The organism is Spirosoma lacussanchae, from assembly GCF_005870035.1.
Lineage (GTDB): Bacteria > Bacteroidota > Bacteroidia > Cytophagales > Spirosomataceae > Spirosoma > Spirosoma lacussanchae.
The window spans coordinates 2,147,923-2,166,619 of record NZ_SWJG01000001.1; the positions used below are offsets into that span (position 1 = coordinate 2,147,923).

An 18,697-nucleotide genomic window follows, 5' to 3' on the forward strand; every position below is an offset into this window, starting at 1 on the left:
AGTTCTACCAATAAACCAGTTAGGCCCGTTCCTTTACTATATCAGCACTAACCGTTAGTGCCTGCCCGAAATCGGCGATCAGGTCCTCAACCGCTTCCAGACCGACAGAAATGCGGATCAGACCGGGCGTAATGCCCAGGGCGGCTTTTTCGTCGGGTTTCAGTTTGGCGTGGGTGGTCGTGTTGGGGTTCGTTACAATCGTGCGCGAATCGCCCAGGTTGGACGAAAGGGTGGGAATCTGAAGGGCATCGAAGAATGCACTGACCCGGTCGAAACCGCCTTCGAGTTCAATCGTGATGATGGCTCCGCCCGCGCTCATCTGTGCTTTCGCCAGTTCGTATTGCGGGTGCGAGGGCAGGAACGGATACAACACCCGATCAACTTCGGGGTGCGCGTCCAGGGCTTCGGCCAGCGCCAGGGCATTGCGGCAGTGGCGTTCCATCCGCAGATCGAGGGTTTCGAGACTTTTGGATAATACCCAGGCGTTGAAGGGCGAAAGCGAGGGCCCCGTATGGCGCGCAAAGAACCGGATAGGCTGAATCAGGTCGGCCCGGCCTACCACGATTCCACCCAGTACCCGCCCCTGGCCGTCCATAAACTTCGTGGCCGAATGAACCGAGAGGTCGGCTCCCAGATCGAGCGGGGTTTGCAGAATGGGTGTGGCGAAGCAGTTATCGACGTTCAGAATAAATCCGTATTTCGCTTTCAGCCGGGCCAGCATGGCCAGATCGACCAGCTCGAGGCCGGGGTTGGACGGGGTTTCCAGATACACCATGCGCGCGGCCGGCCGATCGGCGGTGGGCTGTATGGCGGCTTCCCAGTCGGCCTCGGTTGCGGTGGCATCGACGTAGGTATGGGTGATGCCCCACTTGCTCAGAATCTGGGTGATGATCTGGTGGGCCGAGCCAAACAGCGCGCGGCAGGCTACTAGGTGATCGCCCGACTTCAGCAGGGCGGCCATACTTGCAAAAACGGCGGCCATACCCGTGCCCGTTGCAATACCATCTTCCGCATTTTCGAGCATGCACACCTTGTCGACAAACTCAGAAACGTTGGGGTTAGAAAAACGGCTGTAGATGTTTCCCGGCTCGGTTTCTTCGAATAGTGCTTTTCCTTGTTCAGCACTCTCAAAGGCGAAACTGGAGGTCAGGTACAAAGGAACCGAATGCTCGCGATTGAGCGACTTCGGGGTTTGCGTCCGGATGGCTTTGGTTTGTTTTTGCATGCTTTACTTCCGAACCCAACGGTTCGGCTGAAATCGTATAGAATGAAACGTAGTCGGCTACCGGTAGGTGGCGTGACTCAAAAAAACAGGATAATCTTTCGCAGGCTGACCAGGATCACCACGATGCCTACCAGCACCATCATCGTTTTTACGGGTAACTTCTGGGCCAGCTGAGCCGCAATCGGTGCCGCAATCATACCGCCCAGTATCAGCCCCAAAATAACCAGCCCGTAATTGCCCAGGCCAGCGTACAGGGCGAAAACTACAGAACTGGAGAACGAAACAAAAAATTCAGCCAGGTTCACCGAGCCAATCGTATAGCGCGGATGCCGACCGGCTGCAATCAGCGTTGAGTTTACAATGGGGCCCCAGCCACCACCACCAATGGCATCGACAAAGCCGCCAAACCAGGCCAGCAATCCGATGCGCCGGACGGGCTTTTTCTTAATTCGTTTGACGAGGGCTTTCCGGATTATAAGCGCGCCCAGAATGGCCGTGTAAACCGAAATGGCTGGTCCCAGGTATTTGGCCACGATCTCGAGGTCCGCGAGCTGGGTAATCAGAAACGCGCCCAGGGCGGCCCCGATCACGCCTGGTATCAACACCACTTTGAACAGACGGCTGTTGACGTTGCCAAATTTAAGATGCATATAACCCGATACACCGGAGGTGAAGATCTCAGAACTATGGACGCTGGCGGTGGCAAACACGGGACTGATACCAACGCTGGTTAGAAAAGTAGTAGCGGTTACCCCATACGCCATGCCCAGCGCTCCGTCGATCATCTGCGCCGTGAAACCGGCCAGGATGAAATAAAAGATATCCGGCGACAGATCGATGGCCGTAGCCATAACCGTCAGCCGATCGAGAGTGAAGTAGCTGAATAGCAGGTGGCCAACGACCATCAGCGCCAGGGCTGAAAAGATATAAACCGCAATCTCTGTGCGCGTTCGCCGGCGTAACAGATTGGCGTACCGCTGTCGGACCGGTTTGTGAACGCGTACGCCAATGCCCGGAAACTCAGCGCGTAGCCGGTCAGCCTGTTGTTCGGCGTTTTCGCCCTCCAGGGTGACAGTCAGGCCACTAAGGTCGAACGAAAGCGGTTTGCCTGGCAGCGGATCAGGGCCTGACGAAGGCGTCACTATGTCGTTTGATTGCATAGTGTTTAAATCCTATCGAGATAATAGATTAATTTACTTATGAAAAACGGCACAAGTGCGTGCCGCTGTTGAGATGAAGGGTAGTTTGCAAAGGTAAGCAGAGGAGGGGCAAAGATGCAAATTGGCCAACTGGTGTTCAGCCGGTTCGCAACAGTTCGGCAATCAAAATGCCGAGGTATGTACCGATTGCGTTTCCGAGCGTACCGACCAGCACGGCAGGTAGCTGCAAATCAGGTCTACCCAGGCTTTTAGCGAGCGCAAGCGCTGAAGTAGCCCCGCCAATATTAGCCTGCGACGCGATGCCCAGCACGGCCCAGTCCTGCTTGAATAGCGCACCGATTCCGAACAGGAGGCCGCCGTGTACAAGCACTAGCAGCAGAATCATGCCAAACAAAATAACGGCCAGCTGGCCATCGCGAAGCAGGGCGGCTATATCGCAGTAGGCACCAATAACGGCCAGGAATATGTAGATCCCAAAAAGACCCAGGAGCCGGCTACCCCGTAGGTGATTAATGGCTCTGAACTGGGCCAGAACCAGCGCAATAGTTGTCAGAATAAGCACGAAAGGAACACCCGGAACGGCCGCAGCCAGCTGTTTCGAAAGGAAAATGGAGCCTAAACCCAATCCGAGCAGTAGGGCCAGATCATTGGGTGACATGGTTTCTGAGTCCTGGTAAGGATTGCCACTATCCTTGTCTGGCGTGTCCGTTTGGGCCGTGGGGAGTGCACGTGGAAAACGCTGCTGTAAGAAGCGGGGCACGGCCAGCGTCACGATCATCCAGAGGGTTGTCATGATGTTGTCGGCTGCTGTGGAAGCAATGAACAGATTGCCGGCCTTGGAGACGCCGTAATGGAGGGCAACCGCGTGGAAATTGACACTACCCCCGATATAGGTTCCTGTGAACATGCCCGCCAGGGCGTAATACAGCGTTCCGATTGTCTGGGGTGCCGAGAAGGCCCAGACGCTGGTAAGCACACCGATAATAGTGCCTGCGGAGCCGATCAGATACATGGTCAGCATCGGCAGACCCGCTTGTCTGAGGTCTTTCAGGTTGACACTCAGCAGCAGTAAAAACAGGGAGAACGGCGCAACATAGCCAAAGATGCCTTCGTAAATGGGTGTTTCGACGGTGGGAATGATTCCCAAGTTGGCTTCAATGGCTGTAACAACGATGACCAGCAGAGCTGTTCCGATGTGATGCAGACCGGGTCGGCGGGCCAGCCATTCGCAGATAACCACATTCAGACAAAGAACGAACAGGATGAACAGTGAATCAGACACAGGAAAAGGTTAATATGAAGTCGGTAAATATACTTAACGAACTGCTGGTCGGGTAATTGACTGATTTGATCAGCCCAAATATCATTAGGTCATTGGTGTAATATGTAAAATATTTACTAGTAAAAATCGGTATTTGCCCAACAAATCTGTTATTTGCGATAAGTTTCACTACCTAACTTTAATTAAGTTTAATACATATGAACAGAAAATTACTACTGAGTTTGTGGTTGTTTTTGGGTCTCGTTACACTATCGGTGGCGCAAAATCAGACACTTACGGGTAAGGTCTCTGACCAAAAGGGGAATCCATTACCCGGCGTATCGGTGCTGGTGAAGGGAACTACTCAGGGCGCTACCACCGACGCTGACGGAAATTACCGGCTGAGCGTTCCAAACAACGCCAGGGTTGGTTTCAGTTACATTGGCTTTCTGAGCCAGGAAATTGCGGTAGGTTCCCAGTCGACCCTTAACGTTACCCTGACCGAAGATACACGGCAGCTGGAAGAAGTGGTTGTGTCGGGTCTGGCTACTACCGTAAAGCGGTCTAACCTGGCTAACGCCGTAACCCGGCTCGACAGCAAAGACCTGACCGGCGCAACGAGCCCGGTGACTACGGATGCCGCGTTCCAGGGAAAAATTGCCGGAGCCAACATTGTCTCAAACAGCTCGGTACCGGGCGGAGGCTTTAACGTACAGTTCCGGGGCGTTTCTACGCTGGGTGCATCAGCTTCGCAGCCGCTGTTTATCGTAGATGGCGTCTATATCGACAATGGACAGTATGCCAACGGCCGTTCGGCTGCCAACAAAGCGGCCGCCGGTTCGGCGCAGAGCACCCAGGACAACAACGCCAACCGCCTGGCCGACCTGAACCCGGATGATATCGAAAGCATCGAAGTGCTGAAAGGCTCTTCGGCGGCTGCTATTTACGGTACCCGGGCTAATGCCGGTGTGGTCATCATCACAACCAAACGGGGTAAAGGCGGCAAAACAACCGTTTCATTCGGGCAGGATCTGGGCTTCAGCAAAGCACTCAGCTACTACGGAGGAGCCGACTGGACCGAGCAGAAACTGACCGATTACTTCTCGGCATCGGAGATTCCGCAATTGCAGGCTGCGCGGGCAAATGGCACCTATACCGATTGGGAGCGGGTGGTCTATGGCGGCACCGGAGCGATCCGCAACACCCGACTGGGTATCACGGGTGGTAACGAAAAGACCAAGTTCTACGTAAACGGTAGCATCTCCGACGAAACCGGTATCATCAAGAATACAGGCTTTCAGCGGTACTCGATCCGGGCTAACATTGATCACAAGCTGACCAACTGGCTCGATTTCAGCATCAACTCAAACTACATCGTCAGTAACAACGATCGCGGGTGGACCGGTAACGATAATTCGTACATCAACTATGGGTACTCGCTGCCCTACACCAAGCCGTATATTAACCTGTATCCTGATGCCAACGGCCGTTACCCCGATAACGGATCGGGCGTAGGGGAGAACCCGCTGGCCGTTCGCGACCGGGCTATCAACAATCAGAAAAACAACCGGGTGCTGCAGGGCTTTACCGTAAACGCCCGGGCTATCAACACCGCCAAATCGTCGCTGACGTTCCGGGTTAACGGTGGTCTGGATTACCAGAACGGTTTTGCCACCATCTGGCTGCCTTCCGATCTGCAGTCGCAGCGGCAGGAAGCCAATCCGGGTTTTGCCCAGGACACTCGCACGGAAGTATTCAACTCCAACGTACAGCTGTCAGCAATCTATACGCAGGCAGTTATGGACGGTCGGCTGAATCTGACGACCTCGGCGGGTGCCGTTCGACTGTACAAATACCTGCGCTCGAACTACGTGCGTGGTACAGGCCTGCCCGCGGGTGTGTCGAACCCGGCCCGTGGTAAAGTAATCGATGGCTTTGTTGAGTATCAGGAAAATACCGACGTCGGTGTGTTTGCGCAGCAGGATGCCAACTTCGAGGACAAGGTGATTGGTTCGGTTGGTATTCGTTTTGACAAATCGACCCTCAACAGCGAGTTCGATAAATTCTATGCGTTTCCTCGGGCTGCCCTGGCGGTCAACGCGGCTCGTTTCGGTACCTGGGCCGGCAATACGGTTAGCCAGCTGAAATTCCGGGTAGCTTACGGACAAACGGCCGGTCTGCCAACCTTCGGTACAACCTATTCGCAATTGCAGGTAGTGGGTATCGGCGGTCTGGGCGGTCTGGTGCCATCGACGGTCCTGGGTAACACCGCCATCAAGCCCGAGCGTGCTACTGAGCTGGAGTATGGTATCGATTTCGGTCTGTTCAACAACCGGGTAACGGGCGAATTGACGATGTACAATAAAAAGGTATTCGACCTGATTCAGCCGCTGACGACTGCCCCAACAACGGGGGTAACGTCAACCCAGATCAACGCAGCTGACCTGACTAACAAAGGGGTCGAACTGTCGCTGGGAGCCGATGTAGTCCGGAGCAGCAACTTCAGCTGGTTTGTGCAGCCCATTTTCTGGTACAACCGCTCGAAAATTACCCGCCTTGACATTCCTGAGCGTCTGACGGGCGGTTTCGGAGCTACGTTCGGTCAGTGGCGCGTGAAAGGCCCCGATGCCAATGGTACAACCTATTCGCCAACCGAGATCGTAGGGCAGCCCCGGACCAATCCGGCCGATGCCACCTCCTGGACGAGCTACGGCGACGCTCAGCCGAAATACGAACTGTCGCTGAACAACCGGATTACGTTCCTGAAGAATTTCGAGTTTTCGGCGCTGCTCAACTACCGGCACAAGTTCACGGTCGTGTCGCTTACCCGCGTCCTATGGGATGAGGGCGGCAACACCTACGACTGGAACGAAACGGACGACGCTGGTAACGATGGTAAAACGCCGAACGGTATTTACCGGCAGAACGCCAACGGACTAGACGAAAGTGGCAACCCCAAGCCAGGCTATAACCCAGGTATCTACAGCTTCCTGAAGCTGCGCGAAGTATCGCTTTATTATCGGATTCCTTCGCCGGCGCTGAAGCGGGTGTTTGGCAATGTTGTCAGCAACATTCGGGTTGGCGTGTCGGGTAACAACATACTGCGCTGGACCGATTATACGGCTGGTTACGACCCCGAGAACTCGAACTTCGGATCGCTGGCCTTGGGTGGTGGTGTCGACCTGGGCTCTACGCCCGCCGTTCGTCGGATGATGTTCCACCTCGCTGTTGACTTCTAGAAACGACTGAAATGCAGTCAGACGTACTTCACGTTCCTAAAAAATGAAACTCATGAAAAAACATACATCAATTATGCTCACCAGCCTGCTGGTGGGTGGCTTGACGGCCTGTAATCCGCTCCAGACGGAAGAGGTCATTGACCCAAACTATCCCAGCGTAGGGGCTGTAACCAACAATGCCACCAAAGCCCAGCTGGACGCACTATCGGTTGGTCAGTTCTCGCTGGCCCGGAATGGTTTGTCTACTTACCTGCTGGTAACCGGAACTATTGGCAAAGAGTTGTTCAACTTCAACGGTACCGAATCGCGCTGGATGACGGAGCTGAACGGGCTGCGCCCCATCGACAACTCGGCGTTCTATAACACCGCCACTACCGGGTTCGGGTTGCCCGTTCGTCAGGCCAACATCACCCTGGCGGCTACCAACAACACCAGCTCAGTGTCTGACGCGGAGAAGAACGCGTACCGGGGCATTGCCAACACCTTCAAAGGTCTGGCTTATCTGCAGATGCTGAATGCTCAGGGGACAAACGGTGTTCGTCTGAACGTGGAAGATCCGTTCAAACCAAGTAAAGCGGCTACCTACGCGGAGTCACTGGCTGGTATTGCCAAGTTCCTCGACGACGGGGCTTCGCAACTCGATCAGGCGGGGGCTGCTTTTCCGTTTTCGTTGCCATCGGGCTTTGCCGGGTTCACGACACCGTCAACGTTCAAGCGGTTTAACCGGGCCATTGCTCTTCGCGTTGCCATCTATCAGGCCGACTGGGCGAAGGCCGCTACGCTGCTGCCCCAGACGTTTTACAGTGCCACCGGCGACCTGAATGTAGGACCCCGTCATACCTACAACCCCACTCCACCCGATGTTCAGAACCCGTTGCTAAACACCTCGTCGAGCCAGATCGTGGGAGTTAAAGAGGTATTTGACGCGGCCGAAGCCGGTGATAAGCGTCTCTCGAAAGTACGGAAGCAGGCTACTCCGCTGACCTACACATCGGGCGTAACCTACAGCACGCCTTATCTGACAAACATGTACACGAGCGGCAACGACCCCATTCCCATCATCCGGAACGAAGAGCTGGTACTGATTGGCGCCGAGATTGCCGCTCAGCAGAACAACGCAGCGGAAGCTACCCGACTGATCAACGTCATCCGGACGGCGGCTGGTCTGCCTAACTACGCCGGAGCCACCACGAAAGATGCGCTGATCAACGCCATCCTGAAAGAGCGGCTGTACTCGCTGTTCTACGAAGGCCACCGCTGGGTCGATATGCGTCGGTACAACAAACTGAACGAGATTATTCTGCCGGTAGCAAACATGAAGGTACTGGAGCGGCTCGAGCGGCCGGTAGCCGAAGTGAACTGGGATAAGTTTAACCCATAGACTGAGCTTGATTTATGCTTCACCAGGAGTACGCAGACTGAAAAGTATGATGTACTCCTGGTGATTTTTTTATTCTCAACTTAGCCGTGACGGGTAATTGTGTACCAATTCAGAAAATACCAAAGTGCCACCATACTAATGAAGATGCCAACGGCAATTGTGAAATTCAACCAACGGTTGGTTGCTTTCTCATTGAGCCAGAAGTACACTGATACGCATTGAATAATTAAAATAGTGAGCATAATAGGGTAAAAAAGTCGGTTGTTGACTTCCAATACCCTGAAGTGTAATATTATAGGCGTCAAGACAGTTGATAAAACACCCAGACGACGAACTACATTCTTGAGACTCAGTGTGGTTGTCATTTTCGCTGAAGTTTCGACATATATACGGCTTTATTCGATACACGCTTCTTTTTCATCCCTGTGCATGTACTGCCTTATTTACTGTCTCACTCCTCTGCAATCGGGTCGGGTCGCCCGTCACGAGGCCGCGCGTAGGGAGCTTGTTACCGCGAATAAAAAGCAGCCCGACCACGTGAGGAGCCGCCATGCTGGTACCGCTTAGTATGGCGTAACTTCCATTCAGGTAGGTCGAGGTAATACGAACGCCATACGCATACGCGTCGACGCTGGGGCCAAAGTTGGATCGCTTCAATCCGTAAGAACAAGTTGACTATTGTAAAGTCGGAGGGAGTCCGTGATTTCGAACCAAGAATAGTTGACTACCTCTCGCTTTTCAATTTGCGAAATAATAAAAACGAGTATTCGAATACTCATTTTATTGATCTTTTATATTCAAGCTTAAATAATATGGTTTAAGTACAGTATTGTTATTGCCTCCATCATTGTTAGGCTACCCTAAAGAATAATACCCTTCCCTCTGCTTTTGAATATACGGCACGCAACATATAACGTAAACAAATGAACTATAATACTCACAAGCACTATACCGTATAGAAGCGGAAAATCTGTGAAAACGCTTATCATAATCATACTTTTTAGTTCAAAACCCACAATTGTAACTTGAATTACAGCCCAGCAAATCTTTGTAATGGTTGTTTTCAATCTCGACAAGCGCAGCTTTATACTGAAAAAAGTAGCGAGTTGAACATTCCATATCAACAAATAAACCAGCAGCCAGATCTGCAGCGCTGCCCACTACAGGGACACCGTTTAGCCAAGCTAATGTAGCTGCAGTGGTTGCTCCAGCACTAAACCCTGATACATGGCACCAAAGTCCTATATTGGTAGCTAAATTATACCTTGCCTCATTCAATTTAGCCTTTTTCTTATTGTCTGCTAATTCCTTACAACGACGACAGTTTCTCTAATTGGGTCTATTAGTTTTTTGTGAGCCCCTATTAGGGCCACCGCTAGTGACAGGCCCTCCTTCCGAATCGCTTCCCCAGCCCATACAAGGTGAGTAAACATAAATTGAATTTACAAGTACACCGTTTACATACTCCTCCCAAAACTAATCGATACACATTGAGGGATTAGGAATCACCTCCGGCTTAGTACCTTTTGGCAAAGAAGTCCTTTTCAGTCCGGCATTAGCAGGAGTGCGTAGATTTACATCCCCCATTAACAAAACCGTCTGTGTAGATGAGTTGAAAGTGTTTATATTGATGAAGCCGTTACTCTTAACCGTATACACTACCCACTTATTGACCCGCGAGTAAGTCTGCAAAGTTTATATCTGATCGCTACATCTTCTGAGGAAGTTGAATAAATTCTGCAAGCAAACGTCTTTACGGACTAATTTATACATCAATGAGATAACTATACCCATAAAATAAGCAGCACATATTGAACTTACAGTGCTAGCTTCTTTTTTCAAGAACGTTCTGTATTTTTTGGGTTCCCTTCCTCTGCTTTTAAATGTATTTACTCGCCCGCAATAGGGTCAGGCGTGCCGTCCGGGTCGCCGGTGACGAAGCCGCGTGTCGGGAGTTTGCTGCCACGGATCAGCAACAGGCCGGCCACGTGTGGAGCTGCCATGCTGGTGCCGCTCAGAACCGCGTACCGGCCATCCTTGTATGTCGAGGTGATACGAACCCCATAGGCACAAACGTCGACGCTGGAGCCGTAGTTGGAGAAACTGGCAAACTGATTGGCTCGGTCCATGGCCGATACGGTAAAGACGTTGGTGTTGTTGAGCCGGGCGGGGGTGGCCTCGTTGGCGTTCTGGCCGTCATTACCGGCTGCTATGGCGAAGAGAATGCCGCTGTTGGCTGCCTGTCGGATGGCGTTTTCCAGCGTTACGGATACCCCCTCGCCACCCAGGCTTAAATTCACGACGTCACCGGCTTTCCCAGTCTGACGAACGTAGTTTACGGCCTGGATAATACCCGATAGCCGCCCTTCGCCCAGCTGGTTGAGCACTTTCAGCGCTACCAGCCGCGCGCCCGAGGCCACTCCTGTTACCCCAACGCCGTTATTTCGGGCGCCGATAATACCAGCTACGTGGGTGCCGTGCCCGTTCTGATCGTCGGCTGAGGTAACCCCACTCACGAACGAGCGGCTACGCTCCGTATCGACGTTCAGATCGGGGTGGTCGAGGTCAATGCCGGTATCGACTACCCAAACCGTTTTGCCGGTCTGTAAATCGCCCCGACCATAACCGGTCTGCTGAACGTTCCAATACACGGTGCTGGGTGCGGCCACATCGACGCAGTTACAAATCGACATAATCCGGTCCGGCTCGACCATAGAAACGGCCGGGTCCTGCTGGAGCTGGGTGGCTTCGGCAGCTGATAAATGAGCCAGGAAACTGGTTTGTTCCGTGGATGCCAGCAACTCTGGCGCATCATCTTCGATGCGGTGGCGGGCCAGTAGCTGGTCGATTCCGGCCCGGGCGGCACTTACTCGGGCGTTGGGCGAGCCGGGCAGCGACTGCTCAGGCTGGTACGTGACGATGTACGAACCCGCAATGGCCTGGCCGTTCAGGGTGGAGGCTTTGACCAGGCAGTCGGCCGAGAAGGTGGGCTCAACGTCACGATCGGTTTGACAGCCGATCACCGCCAGCGCCACATACAATGAGGTAACGGGAGATACTAAACGGGGCATGAACAATACAAGAAGGATGATAAACAAAAATCTGGTATCGTACAGGTCAGTTCATGCAGTCGCTACTGGTTATAAATACGGGTGCTATTAAAACGTAAAATTCGCTGGTTATGGTGCCGCGGTCACGGGACTAGGAGCATAATTTTTTACAGGAATAAAGACAACCCGCCCGGCTACCGGGAAATGCGTTTCTGTTATGGGTTGGCCCAGGCGTCGGTAAAACTCAGCTACCTGGTCCGGCGTCAGTAAGTCGGGGTAGAGATTGATACCGGCGAAGTTATTCTTCTGCAGAAAATCGATAAAAAAGCGCCAGTCTGCTTGGGTAAATGACCTGCCCGGGGTTAGCAGCCGGGGCCAGCCATCGCGCAGAAAGGGCTGAATCTGGCTGGGGTGAAGCCGCCCGAAATACTGGCCAACTACGTGTTTGTCGTAAAACCGCCGAAAGGTAAAAATCGCATTTTGTTGTTTGTAGTAGGGGCAAAGCCCTTCGGCCATGCCGGGTCCATCGGCTCCGACGGCGCAGAAGGGCCAGTCGAGAACAGCCTTACCCGGCTGCTGCCGGATGGTCTGACAATAGCGGAGCAGATCATCGGAGGCAACGAGCGTAGGCAGGGAGGTGCGCAGGTAGAGACCGTATGACCATTCGCTGACCATCAGCAGCAACACCCCAACCGTGGCGATCAGACCGGTTCGGCTTGCAGGCCAGCGGAGCGGTAAAGCCAGCAGCACCAGCAGAACTGGATAAATCAGGCTGGCCCGGCCGCCGTGTCGGTTAAAGCTAAACCAGGGAAACAGCTTGAGCGTAGGCAGCACCGCCGGATGATACAGCAGACACAGTACCAGCATCAGCACAACCGGTAGCCATAGTTCAACCTGCCGCCGGGTCTGCCACAGTCCCGCGCCAGCCAGGATGGTCAGGTATAAACCCGGACTACCCTGCCCGTAGCTCTCGAACGTATCCCGTAGCCATGACTGGTAGGGCACAACAAAGGCATCGAGGCCCGGCAAATGGGGCAGAAACAGCCGTAGCGGATGCGACCAGGCGCGCAGGGGAGGCATGGCGGCAAAGTCAAATTCCCAGGCGGTGAAGGCGATCTGGAGGGTGAGCGGTAGGTACAGAAAAGTGCTGAAAAGAATCAATACCAGCATCAGCAGCAACAAGCGGGACTGACGGGCCCAGGAAGCGACCAGATACTGACTCAACTGCGCCATCCATTGGGCTGGATGGGGATGTTGTCGGTAGAGAACGACGCCGGCAATGGGCACTGTCAGGGTGGTGAACGTAAGCGCATAGCCCGCTACATAGCCCAGCTCCTGGCTCAGCACCTGCACATGGAGCCATACCCACAGCAGAACGAACACCAGCGAAACCCGATGCCGGTCGAGGAGGTCGTGAAGCAGGCAATAGGTGGCTATCATACACAGGATAGTCCAGTGGCCGACGCAGACGTTCATGTGGACCGGAAACTTGAAGATCGCGTAGAGGTTGAAAACCGACACGATCAGCCCGGCCGCAAACGATCGGCTGGTGCCGAAGCGGGGCTGAAGCAGCAGGTACGTTCCCAGCGCGGCCACCAGCAAACTGTAGATGTAGTAGTACTGCAGATACGGACCGGCATAACCACCCTGAAACTGGTAACACAGGGCGTACCAGTAGTCGCGCTCAAACCCCCAGGGCAGAAACACCTGGTTCAGGCCATAGGGGTAAAACGATTGGTTATTAACCAGATCAAGGTGGGGAAAGGGCCACAGAGAGAGATTCTTGCCGAAATAATAGCCCGCGTATTCGTACTGATCCGTGTCGTCGCCGTCGGACAGGGGGCGGCTGAAATCATCTACGACCCAGGCGCCCAGGACAGCCGTAAGGATGGCTAACAACAGGGGCCAGCGCCAGCCAGCGGCAGCGTGGGCAGGTTGACGAATCGAAGCGGAGTGAGCAGTGGGCATGGGAGCGAACAGGCGATTGTCGGAAGGAGGTGGGCAAAAGTCTCGGTAAACGGCTATTTTTGCAAACTGTAGTGACCTATTTGGCCGGTAAGCCAAGTACCCGTCAGACTTAAATATGATTCAGATGGGCTGACTGACCCATCGCCCCCTACATATGGCCGATTATAACCACCGCGAAACCGAGCAGAAATGGCAACGGTTTTGGGACGAAAACCAGACGTATCGTACGCAGACCAGCACCGGTAAACCGAAATATTATGTACTCGACATGTTTCCGTACCCCTCGGGAGCCGGGCTGCATGTTGGCCACCCGCTGGGCTATATCGCTTCGGATATTGTGTCGCGGTACAAGCGGCTGAAAGGCTACAATGTCCTGCACCCGATGGGATTCGATAGCTTCGGCCTCCCTGCCGAGCAGTATGCCATTCAGACCGGTCAGCACCCAGCTCTAACCACCGAGCAGAACCTGAAGCGCTATATCGAACAACTCAAAAATATCGGCTTCAGCTACGATTGGTCGCGCGAGGTGCGCACCTCCGATCCGGCCTACTACAAATGGACGCAGTGGATCTTTATGGAGCTGTTCCGGTCCTGGTACAACAAGGATACGGACCGGGCCGAGCCCATCGAGACCCTGCTGGAGAAGTTTGCCACCAACGGAACCACCGATGTCAATGCCGTTTGTGACGACGACCGTGAGGGCGGAGCGCCCCTGACGTTCACCGCTGCGGAATGGAACGCCATGTCTGCCGAAGAGTCGTACGAAATCACGCTCAGATATCGCCTGACCTACCTGGCCGATGCCGTTGTGAACTGGTGTCCGGCGCTCGGTACGGTGCTGGCCAATGATGAGGTAAAGGACGGCGTTTCGGAACGGGGCGGCTACCCCGTTGAGCAGAAGCTCATGCGCCAGTGGATGATGCGGATTACGGCCTATGCCGACCGATTGCTCACCGGTCTTGACACCATCGACTGGACCGAATCGATCAAGGAACAGCAGCGTAACTGGATCGGCAAAAGCGTTGGTGCCAGCGTGAAGTTTCCCTTGCTCGACGCGCCGGTGGCGGGTGAACAGCCCCAAACCATCGAGGTATTTACCACCCGAGTCGATACCATCTACGGGGTAACCTTTATGGTGCTGGCGCCCGAACACGAGCTGGTGCCGGTCCTAACTACGCCAGAACAGCGCGACGCTGTTGACGCCTACGTGAATGCGGCCAAACTGCGTTCCGAGCGCGATCGGATGGCCGAGACCAAAGTCGTATCGGGCGTCTTTACGGGGAGTTACTGCCTCAATCCACTCAACGACGAGAAGGTCCCCATCTTCCTGGCCGATTACGTGGTGGCCGGGTACGGTACCGGTGCTGTCATGGCCGTTCCGTCGGGCGATCAGCGCGACTATCTGTTCGCCAAGCACTTTAACCTGCCTATCGTGCCGGTGCTGGATGCTCAGAAAGAGATGGACATCCAGGCCGACAATACCAAAGAAGGGCGGTATATCAACTCAGGCATCATCAACGGTATGACCTACGCCGAAGCCGTACCAACGCTGATTGCCTGGCTCGAAGCCCGCGGTCTGGGCCGGGGTAAGGTCAACTTCCGAATGCGCGATGCGGTATTCAGTCGCCAGCGCTACTGGGGCGAACCCGTGCCGGTCTATTTTAAAGAAGGAGGGTCAACGGGACGGTTGCCCTATCTGATCGACGAACAGGATTTGCCCGTTGAACTGCCGGCGGTTGACAAATACCTGCCCACCGAGACCGGTGAGCCACCGCTGGGCCGTGCCGAAGGCTGGAAGTACAAAGGGCAGTATGAATACGAGCTGAGCACCATGCCCGGCTGGGCGGGATCATCGTGGTACTGGTACCGCTACATGGACCCCCAAAACGAGACCGAATTTGCCAGCCGCGAGGCCATCAGCTACTGGCAGAATGTAGATCTCTACATCGGCGGAACCGAACATGCAACCGGTCACCTGCTCTACAGCCGTTTCTGGAACAAATTTCTGAAAGACCGGGGCTACGTGCCGCAGGAGGAGCCGTTCAAAAAGCTCATCAACCAGGGTATGATTCAGGGCCGGAGCAACTTCGTCTACCGGCTCAAAGGCACCGGACAGGAAGGTCAACCCGCCGTTTTTGTGTCGCTCAATCAGATTCAGGACCGAGCGGTGACGCCCTTACACGTGGATGTCAACATCGTTGAGAACGATGTGCTCGACATTGACGCGTTCCGTAACGCCCGGCCCGACCTGACCGAAAACGCCGAGTTCATCTGCGAACCCGACGGGCGCTATGTTGTTGGGGCCGAAGTCGAGAAAATGTCGAAGTCGAAGTTCAACGTGGTTAACCCCGATACGATCGTAGAGCGCTACGGGGCCGACGTACTGCGTTTGTACGAGATGTTCCTCGGACCGCTCGAACAGGCCAAACCCTGGAACACGAATGGGATCGACGGCGTATACCGGTTCATCCGTAAATTCTGGCGGTTGTTCTACAAGGACAATGCTGCCGGGGCATCGGATGCCGGAACGAGCCAGTGGATAGTGACCGATGAGCCGCCGACCCCCGCCGAGCTGAAAATTCTGCACCGGACCATCAAGAAAACGCAGGACGACATCGATGCCTATTCGTTCAACACGTCGGTAAGTTCGTTCATGATCTGCGTCAACGAGCTGGCTTCGCTCGACTGCCACAAGCGCTCGGTATTGCAGGATCTGGTGCTGCTGCTGTCGCCCTTCGCGCCCCATATTACCGAAGAATTATGGGCGGCATTGGGGAACGAACCAGGGTCGGTTTCGCAGGCCAGCTTCCCGGTTTTCAACCCGGCCTATCTGGTGGAAGACGCCTTCGAGTACCCGATTCAGATTAACGGCAAGGTGCGTACCACGATCAGTTTCGCCATTGATCGCGCGCCGACCGACATCGAACGGGAGGTGCTGGCCGATGAGATCGTTCAGAAATGGCTTGAAGGAAAGACGCCCAAGAAAGTAGTTGTTGTGCCAAAGCGGATTGTCAATGTGGTGATATAGACGATTTTGAGCCATATTGAGCCCAGTTTCCTGATAGTCGGGAGGCTGGGCTTATTTTTTTAGGCATGTCATCTAATCGTAACCGTCAATTTGTTCTACTTCTATTTTTTCTTTCCGGGTTTGCTGCTTTACTCTACCAGGTTGTCTGGCAGCGGCTCCTGGTGTTCTACACTGGCTCCGATACGGTCAGCATCAGTCTGATTGTGTCGGCCTTCATGACCGGGCTGGGTATTGGCTATCTGGCCGGGGGGCGGCTGGCCGATCGGTCGGCACCGCAGGTCAATCTGCGTTATTTTATCGGGGCTGAGCTGGGCATTATGGGTTTTGCTGCCGGTAGCAAATGGCTCCTGTATGACTTTCTCTATGCGTCCGCACCGCCCCTGGGCGATAGTCCTATTATCCTGTACGCCCTTGTGTTTGGGGTGCTGCTGGTGCCCACGTTTCTGATGGGGCTGTCGTTGCCGGTGCTGTCCCGGGCGTTCCGGTTCGGCGAAATGGACCAGCAGGCGCGTTACATCAGCCTGCTCTATTTCATCAATACGCTGGGGGCATCGCTGGGGGCACTGATTACGGGATTTCTGCTGGTTCGGCGGCTTGGGTTCGATCAGGCTATCTGGGTGGGGGCGGCCCTGAACGGCGTTTGTGCCGCATCCGCCTACCTGCTAAGTCGACAGGCGTCTTTGTCCAGGAAGGTGTCGGTCGGCGGGTCGGACGCGGGCTCAAAGGTGCCCCTGCGGCTTACGCCGGTCCTGACGACCTGGTCGGTACAGTACTTTATGTCAGGGCTGGCAGCGCTATCACTCGAACTCATCTGGTTCAGGATCCTGGAAACCCTCATCAAGTCGGTGTCGCTGACGTTTGCCGTGCTGTTGGCCATCTACCTGGGGTCAATGGCTGTCGGTACCGTAGTGGGTACCCGGTTCGGTACCCGGTCGGCCCGTTGGCGTGAACGTCTTTTTCTGGTGTGTCAGCTAAGCCTGTACGCATACACCATGCTGGCCCTCACGGCATTTTTATACGGTATTGCCCACTGGCCGGCTCTGCGGTTTCTGTGGGATTACTTCGCCAGTGGAGAGCCGGTTCTGACCCCTCGCTTCAGCATCTTCACCTACGGCCTTGTACCGGTCTTTCTGCTGTTTTTACCCACATTCCTGATGGGAATGAGTTTCGCCCTGTCCCAGTCTCTACTCCAGGACAAGCCCGATGAAGTGGGCCGCCGGGTGGGTTGGTTACAGTTTGTGAATATTGCCGGATCGGCTGTTGGCGCATGGGGGATAACGTGGGTGGGCTTCCCGCTGTTCGGTACTGCAATGCTCATACGGGTTATCGGGTGCCTGGGGTTAGTGTACATCATCGTGCTGGCTGTTCGTCGACACTGGTCCGCTGGTCTGGCCGTCGTCATGGCTGGTGCGCTGGTACTGGTGAGCCTAACCATACCCGATAATGCGCGGTTCTGGCAGCTGATGAATGGCATCGAAACGCCCGATCAGTTCGTCTTCGACGAGAACGAATCGGCGGTGTCGGTCATCAAACGGTCACCGGATCGGAAGCTGGGGGTCGTTTTTGTCAACGGACTGGGGCAGAGCGCGCTACCTTACTCGACGGACGAAATACATACGTTACTGGGAGCGTTGCCGCTCATGATTCATCCCCGGCCCGAGCGGGTCGCCGTGATTGGCCTGGGATCGGCCGGTACAGTCAACGGAATAGCGGGTCGGGCAGAAACCCAGCGGATCGATTGTTTCGAGATTGCCACCAACCAGGCGGATGTACTGGCGGAGTATGCGGAGCAGGCGGGCGATTCGGCCATACAAACCCTGCTGCGTGATAAGCGGCTGCATCTGATTTTTCGGGATGGGCGATACGCTATCCGTAACCAGGCCATTCGCTATGACATCATCGAAGCCGATGCCCTACGGCCAGCTTCTGCCTATTCCGGTAATGTGTATTCAAGAGAGTATTTTGAGCTGCTCAGGGCCAAATTGAAACCCGGCGGACTAGCTGTTACCTGGTGTCCAACGGCACGGGTGCTCAATACGTTTCGCGCCGTTTTTCCGTACGTCGCCTACTGCGATAAACTACTGCTCATCGGGAGTAATCAACCCATAAAACTGGACTGGGGCGCCATTCGGCAACGGGCTGGTAGTCTTTATAGCCGGCAGCATTATGGGCGGTCAGGGATACGAATAGAGCCCCTGCTGGCCCGCTACGGCCACGGTATGCGGTTGTTGCCAGCCACTACAGCACGCACAGACGAAATCAATACCGACCTGTTTCCCAAAGACGAATACAGCATCCGGGTCAACGATCGGGCCCGCTTCTAAGCGGGAGGGGATTGTTCCGGGTAGTAGCCCCACTTACCTGAGTCGGGGCTACTACCCGGAA

The 18,697-nt window shown here is 54.6% G+C and carries 9 protein-coding genes and 1 pseudogene; 4 read left to right on the top strand and 6 right to left on the bottom strand.

All coding sequences use genetic code 11. The features are described from left to right. Window positions 1–19: 19 nt before the first annotated feature. The 3 genes from FBR45_RS08915 to FBR45_RS08925 all read right to left on the bottom strand — a co-directional run bounded on the left by FBR45_RS08915 (window position 20) and on the right by FBR45_RS08925 (window position 3,667). A complete protein-coding gene (locus tag FBR45_RS08915) occupies window positions 20–1,225 on the bottom strand; it encodes a trans-sulfuration enzyme family protein (protein WP_138501241.1) in 1,206 nt (401 codons plus the stop codon). A gap of 77 nt (window positions 1,226–1,302) precedes the next feature. Then, window positions 1,303–2,385 (bottom strand): sulfite exporter TauE/SafE family protein, encoded by a 1,083-nt coding sequence (locus FBR45_RS08920; protein ID WP_138501243.1) that lies wholly within the window; start codon window positions 2,383–2,385, stop codon window positions 1,303–1,305. A 136-nt stretch (window positions 2,386–2,521) separates the two neighbouring features. After that, window positions 2,522–3,667 carry a DUF819 family protein gene (locus FBR45_RS08925; protein ID WP_138501245.1) on the bottom strand — a complete coding sequence of 382 codons (1,146 nt, stop codon included), beginning with the start codon at window positions 3,665–3,667 and terminating at the stop codon, window positions 2,522–2,524. A 197-nt stretch (window positions 3,668–3,864) separates the two neighbouring features. Here FBR45_RS08925 and FBR45_RS08930 point away from each other — a divergent pair, with 197 nt between their 5' ends. Both FBR45_RS08930 and FBR45_RS08935 read left to right on the top strand, forming a co-directional pair. Beyond that, window positions 3,865–6,885, top strand: coding sequence for a SusC/RagA family TonB-linked outer membrane protein (locus tag FBR45_RS08930; protein WP_138501247.1), 3,021 nt, complete (start codon window positions 3,865–3,867; stop codon window positions 6,883–6,885). Between the two features lie 52 nt (window positions 6,886–6,937). Beyond that, window positions 6,938–8,266: a RagB/SusD family nutrient uptake outer membrane protein gene (locus FBR45_RS08935; protein ID WP_138501249.1), complete on the top strand. Its 1,329-nt coding sequence runs from the start codon at window positions 6,938–6,940 to the stop codon at window positions 8,264–8,266. Between the two features lie 417 nt (window positions 8,267–8,683). On the opposite strand, the pseudogene FBR45_RS08940 reads toward FBR45_RS08935, so the two are convergent. From FBR45_RS08940 to FBR45_RS08950, 3 genes and pseudogenes are all read right to left on the bottom strand, one after another. Further along, window positions 8,684–8,914 (bottom strand): annotated as a pseudogene (locus FBR45_RS08940) (S8 family serine peptidase); the annotation flags it as partial. 1,241 nt (window positions 8,915–10,155) lie between these two features. Further along, entirely contained in the window at window positions 10,156–11,337 is a 1,182-nt protein-coding gene (locus FBR45_RS08945; protein ID WP_138501253.1) for a S8 family serine peptidase, read from the bottom strand. Window positions 11,338–11,445: 108 nt separating this feature from the next. Continuing rightward, a complete protein-coding gene (locus FBR45_RS08950; protein WP_246082162.1) occupies window positions 11,446–13,284 on the bottom strand; it encodes a hypothetical protein in 1,839 nt (612 codons plus the stop codon). Between the two features lie 154 nt (window positions 13,285–13,438). Between FBR45_RS08950 and leuS the strand changes: the two genes are divergently transcribed. Beyond that, complete coding sequence (gene leuS, locus FBR45_RS08955) at window positions 13,439–16,312, top strand: leucine--tRNA ligase (RefSeq protein ID WP_138501255.1); 2,874 nt, start codon at window positions 13,439–13,441, stop codon at window positions 16,310–16,312. 65 nt (window positions 16,313–16,377) lie between these two features. Beyond that, on the top strand, window positions 16,378–18,636 hold the full coding sequence (locus tag FBR45_RS08960; RefSeq protein ID WP_138501257.1) for a fused MFS/spermidine synthase: 2,259 nt from the start codon (window positions 16,378–16,380) through the stop codon (window positions 18,634–18,636). Window positions 18,637–18,697 lie beyond the last annotated feature (61 nt).

What these genes read in the sequence shown, in the direction of transcription:
- FBR45_RS08950 (WP_246082162.1), bottom strand. Translation starts at nt 13,284, where the DNA reads ATGCCCACTGCTCACTCCGCTTCGATTCGTCAACCTGCCCACGCTGCC.
- FBR45_RS08915 (WP_138501241.1), bottom strand. Translation starts at nt 1,225, where the DNA reads ATGCAAAAACAAACCAAAGCCATCCGGACGCAAACCCCGAAGTCGCTC.
- FBR45_RS08920 (WP_138501243.1), bottom strand. Translation starts at nt 2,385, where the DNA reads ATGCAATCAAACGACATAGTGACGCCTTCGTCAGGCCCTGATCCGCTG.
- leuS (WP_138501255.1), top strand. Translation starts at nt 13,439, where the DNA reads ATGGCCGATTATAACCACCGCGAAACCGAGCAGAAATGGCAACGGTTT.
- FBR45_RS08960 (WP_138501257.1), top strand. Translation starts at nt 16,378, where the DNA reads ATGTCATCTAATCGTAACCGTCAATTTGTTCTACTTCTATTTTTTCTT.
- FBR45_RS08945 (WP_138501253.1), bottom strand. Translation starts at nt 11,337, where the DNA reads ATGCCCCGTTTAGTATCTCCCGTTACCTCATTGTATGTGGCGCTGGCG.
- FBR45_RS08930 (WP_138501247.1), top strand. Translation starts at nt 3,865, where the DNA reads ATGAACAGAAAATTACTACTGAGTTTGTGGTTGTTTTTGGGTCTCGTT.
- FBR45_RS08935 (WP_138501249.1), top strand. Translation starts at nt 6,938, where the DNA reads ATGAAAAAACATACATCAATTATGCTCACCAGCCTGCTGGTGGGTGGC.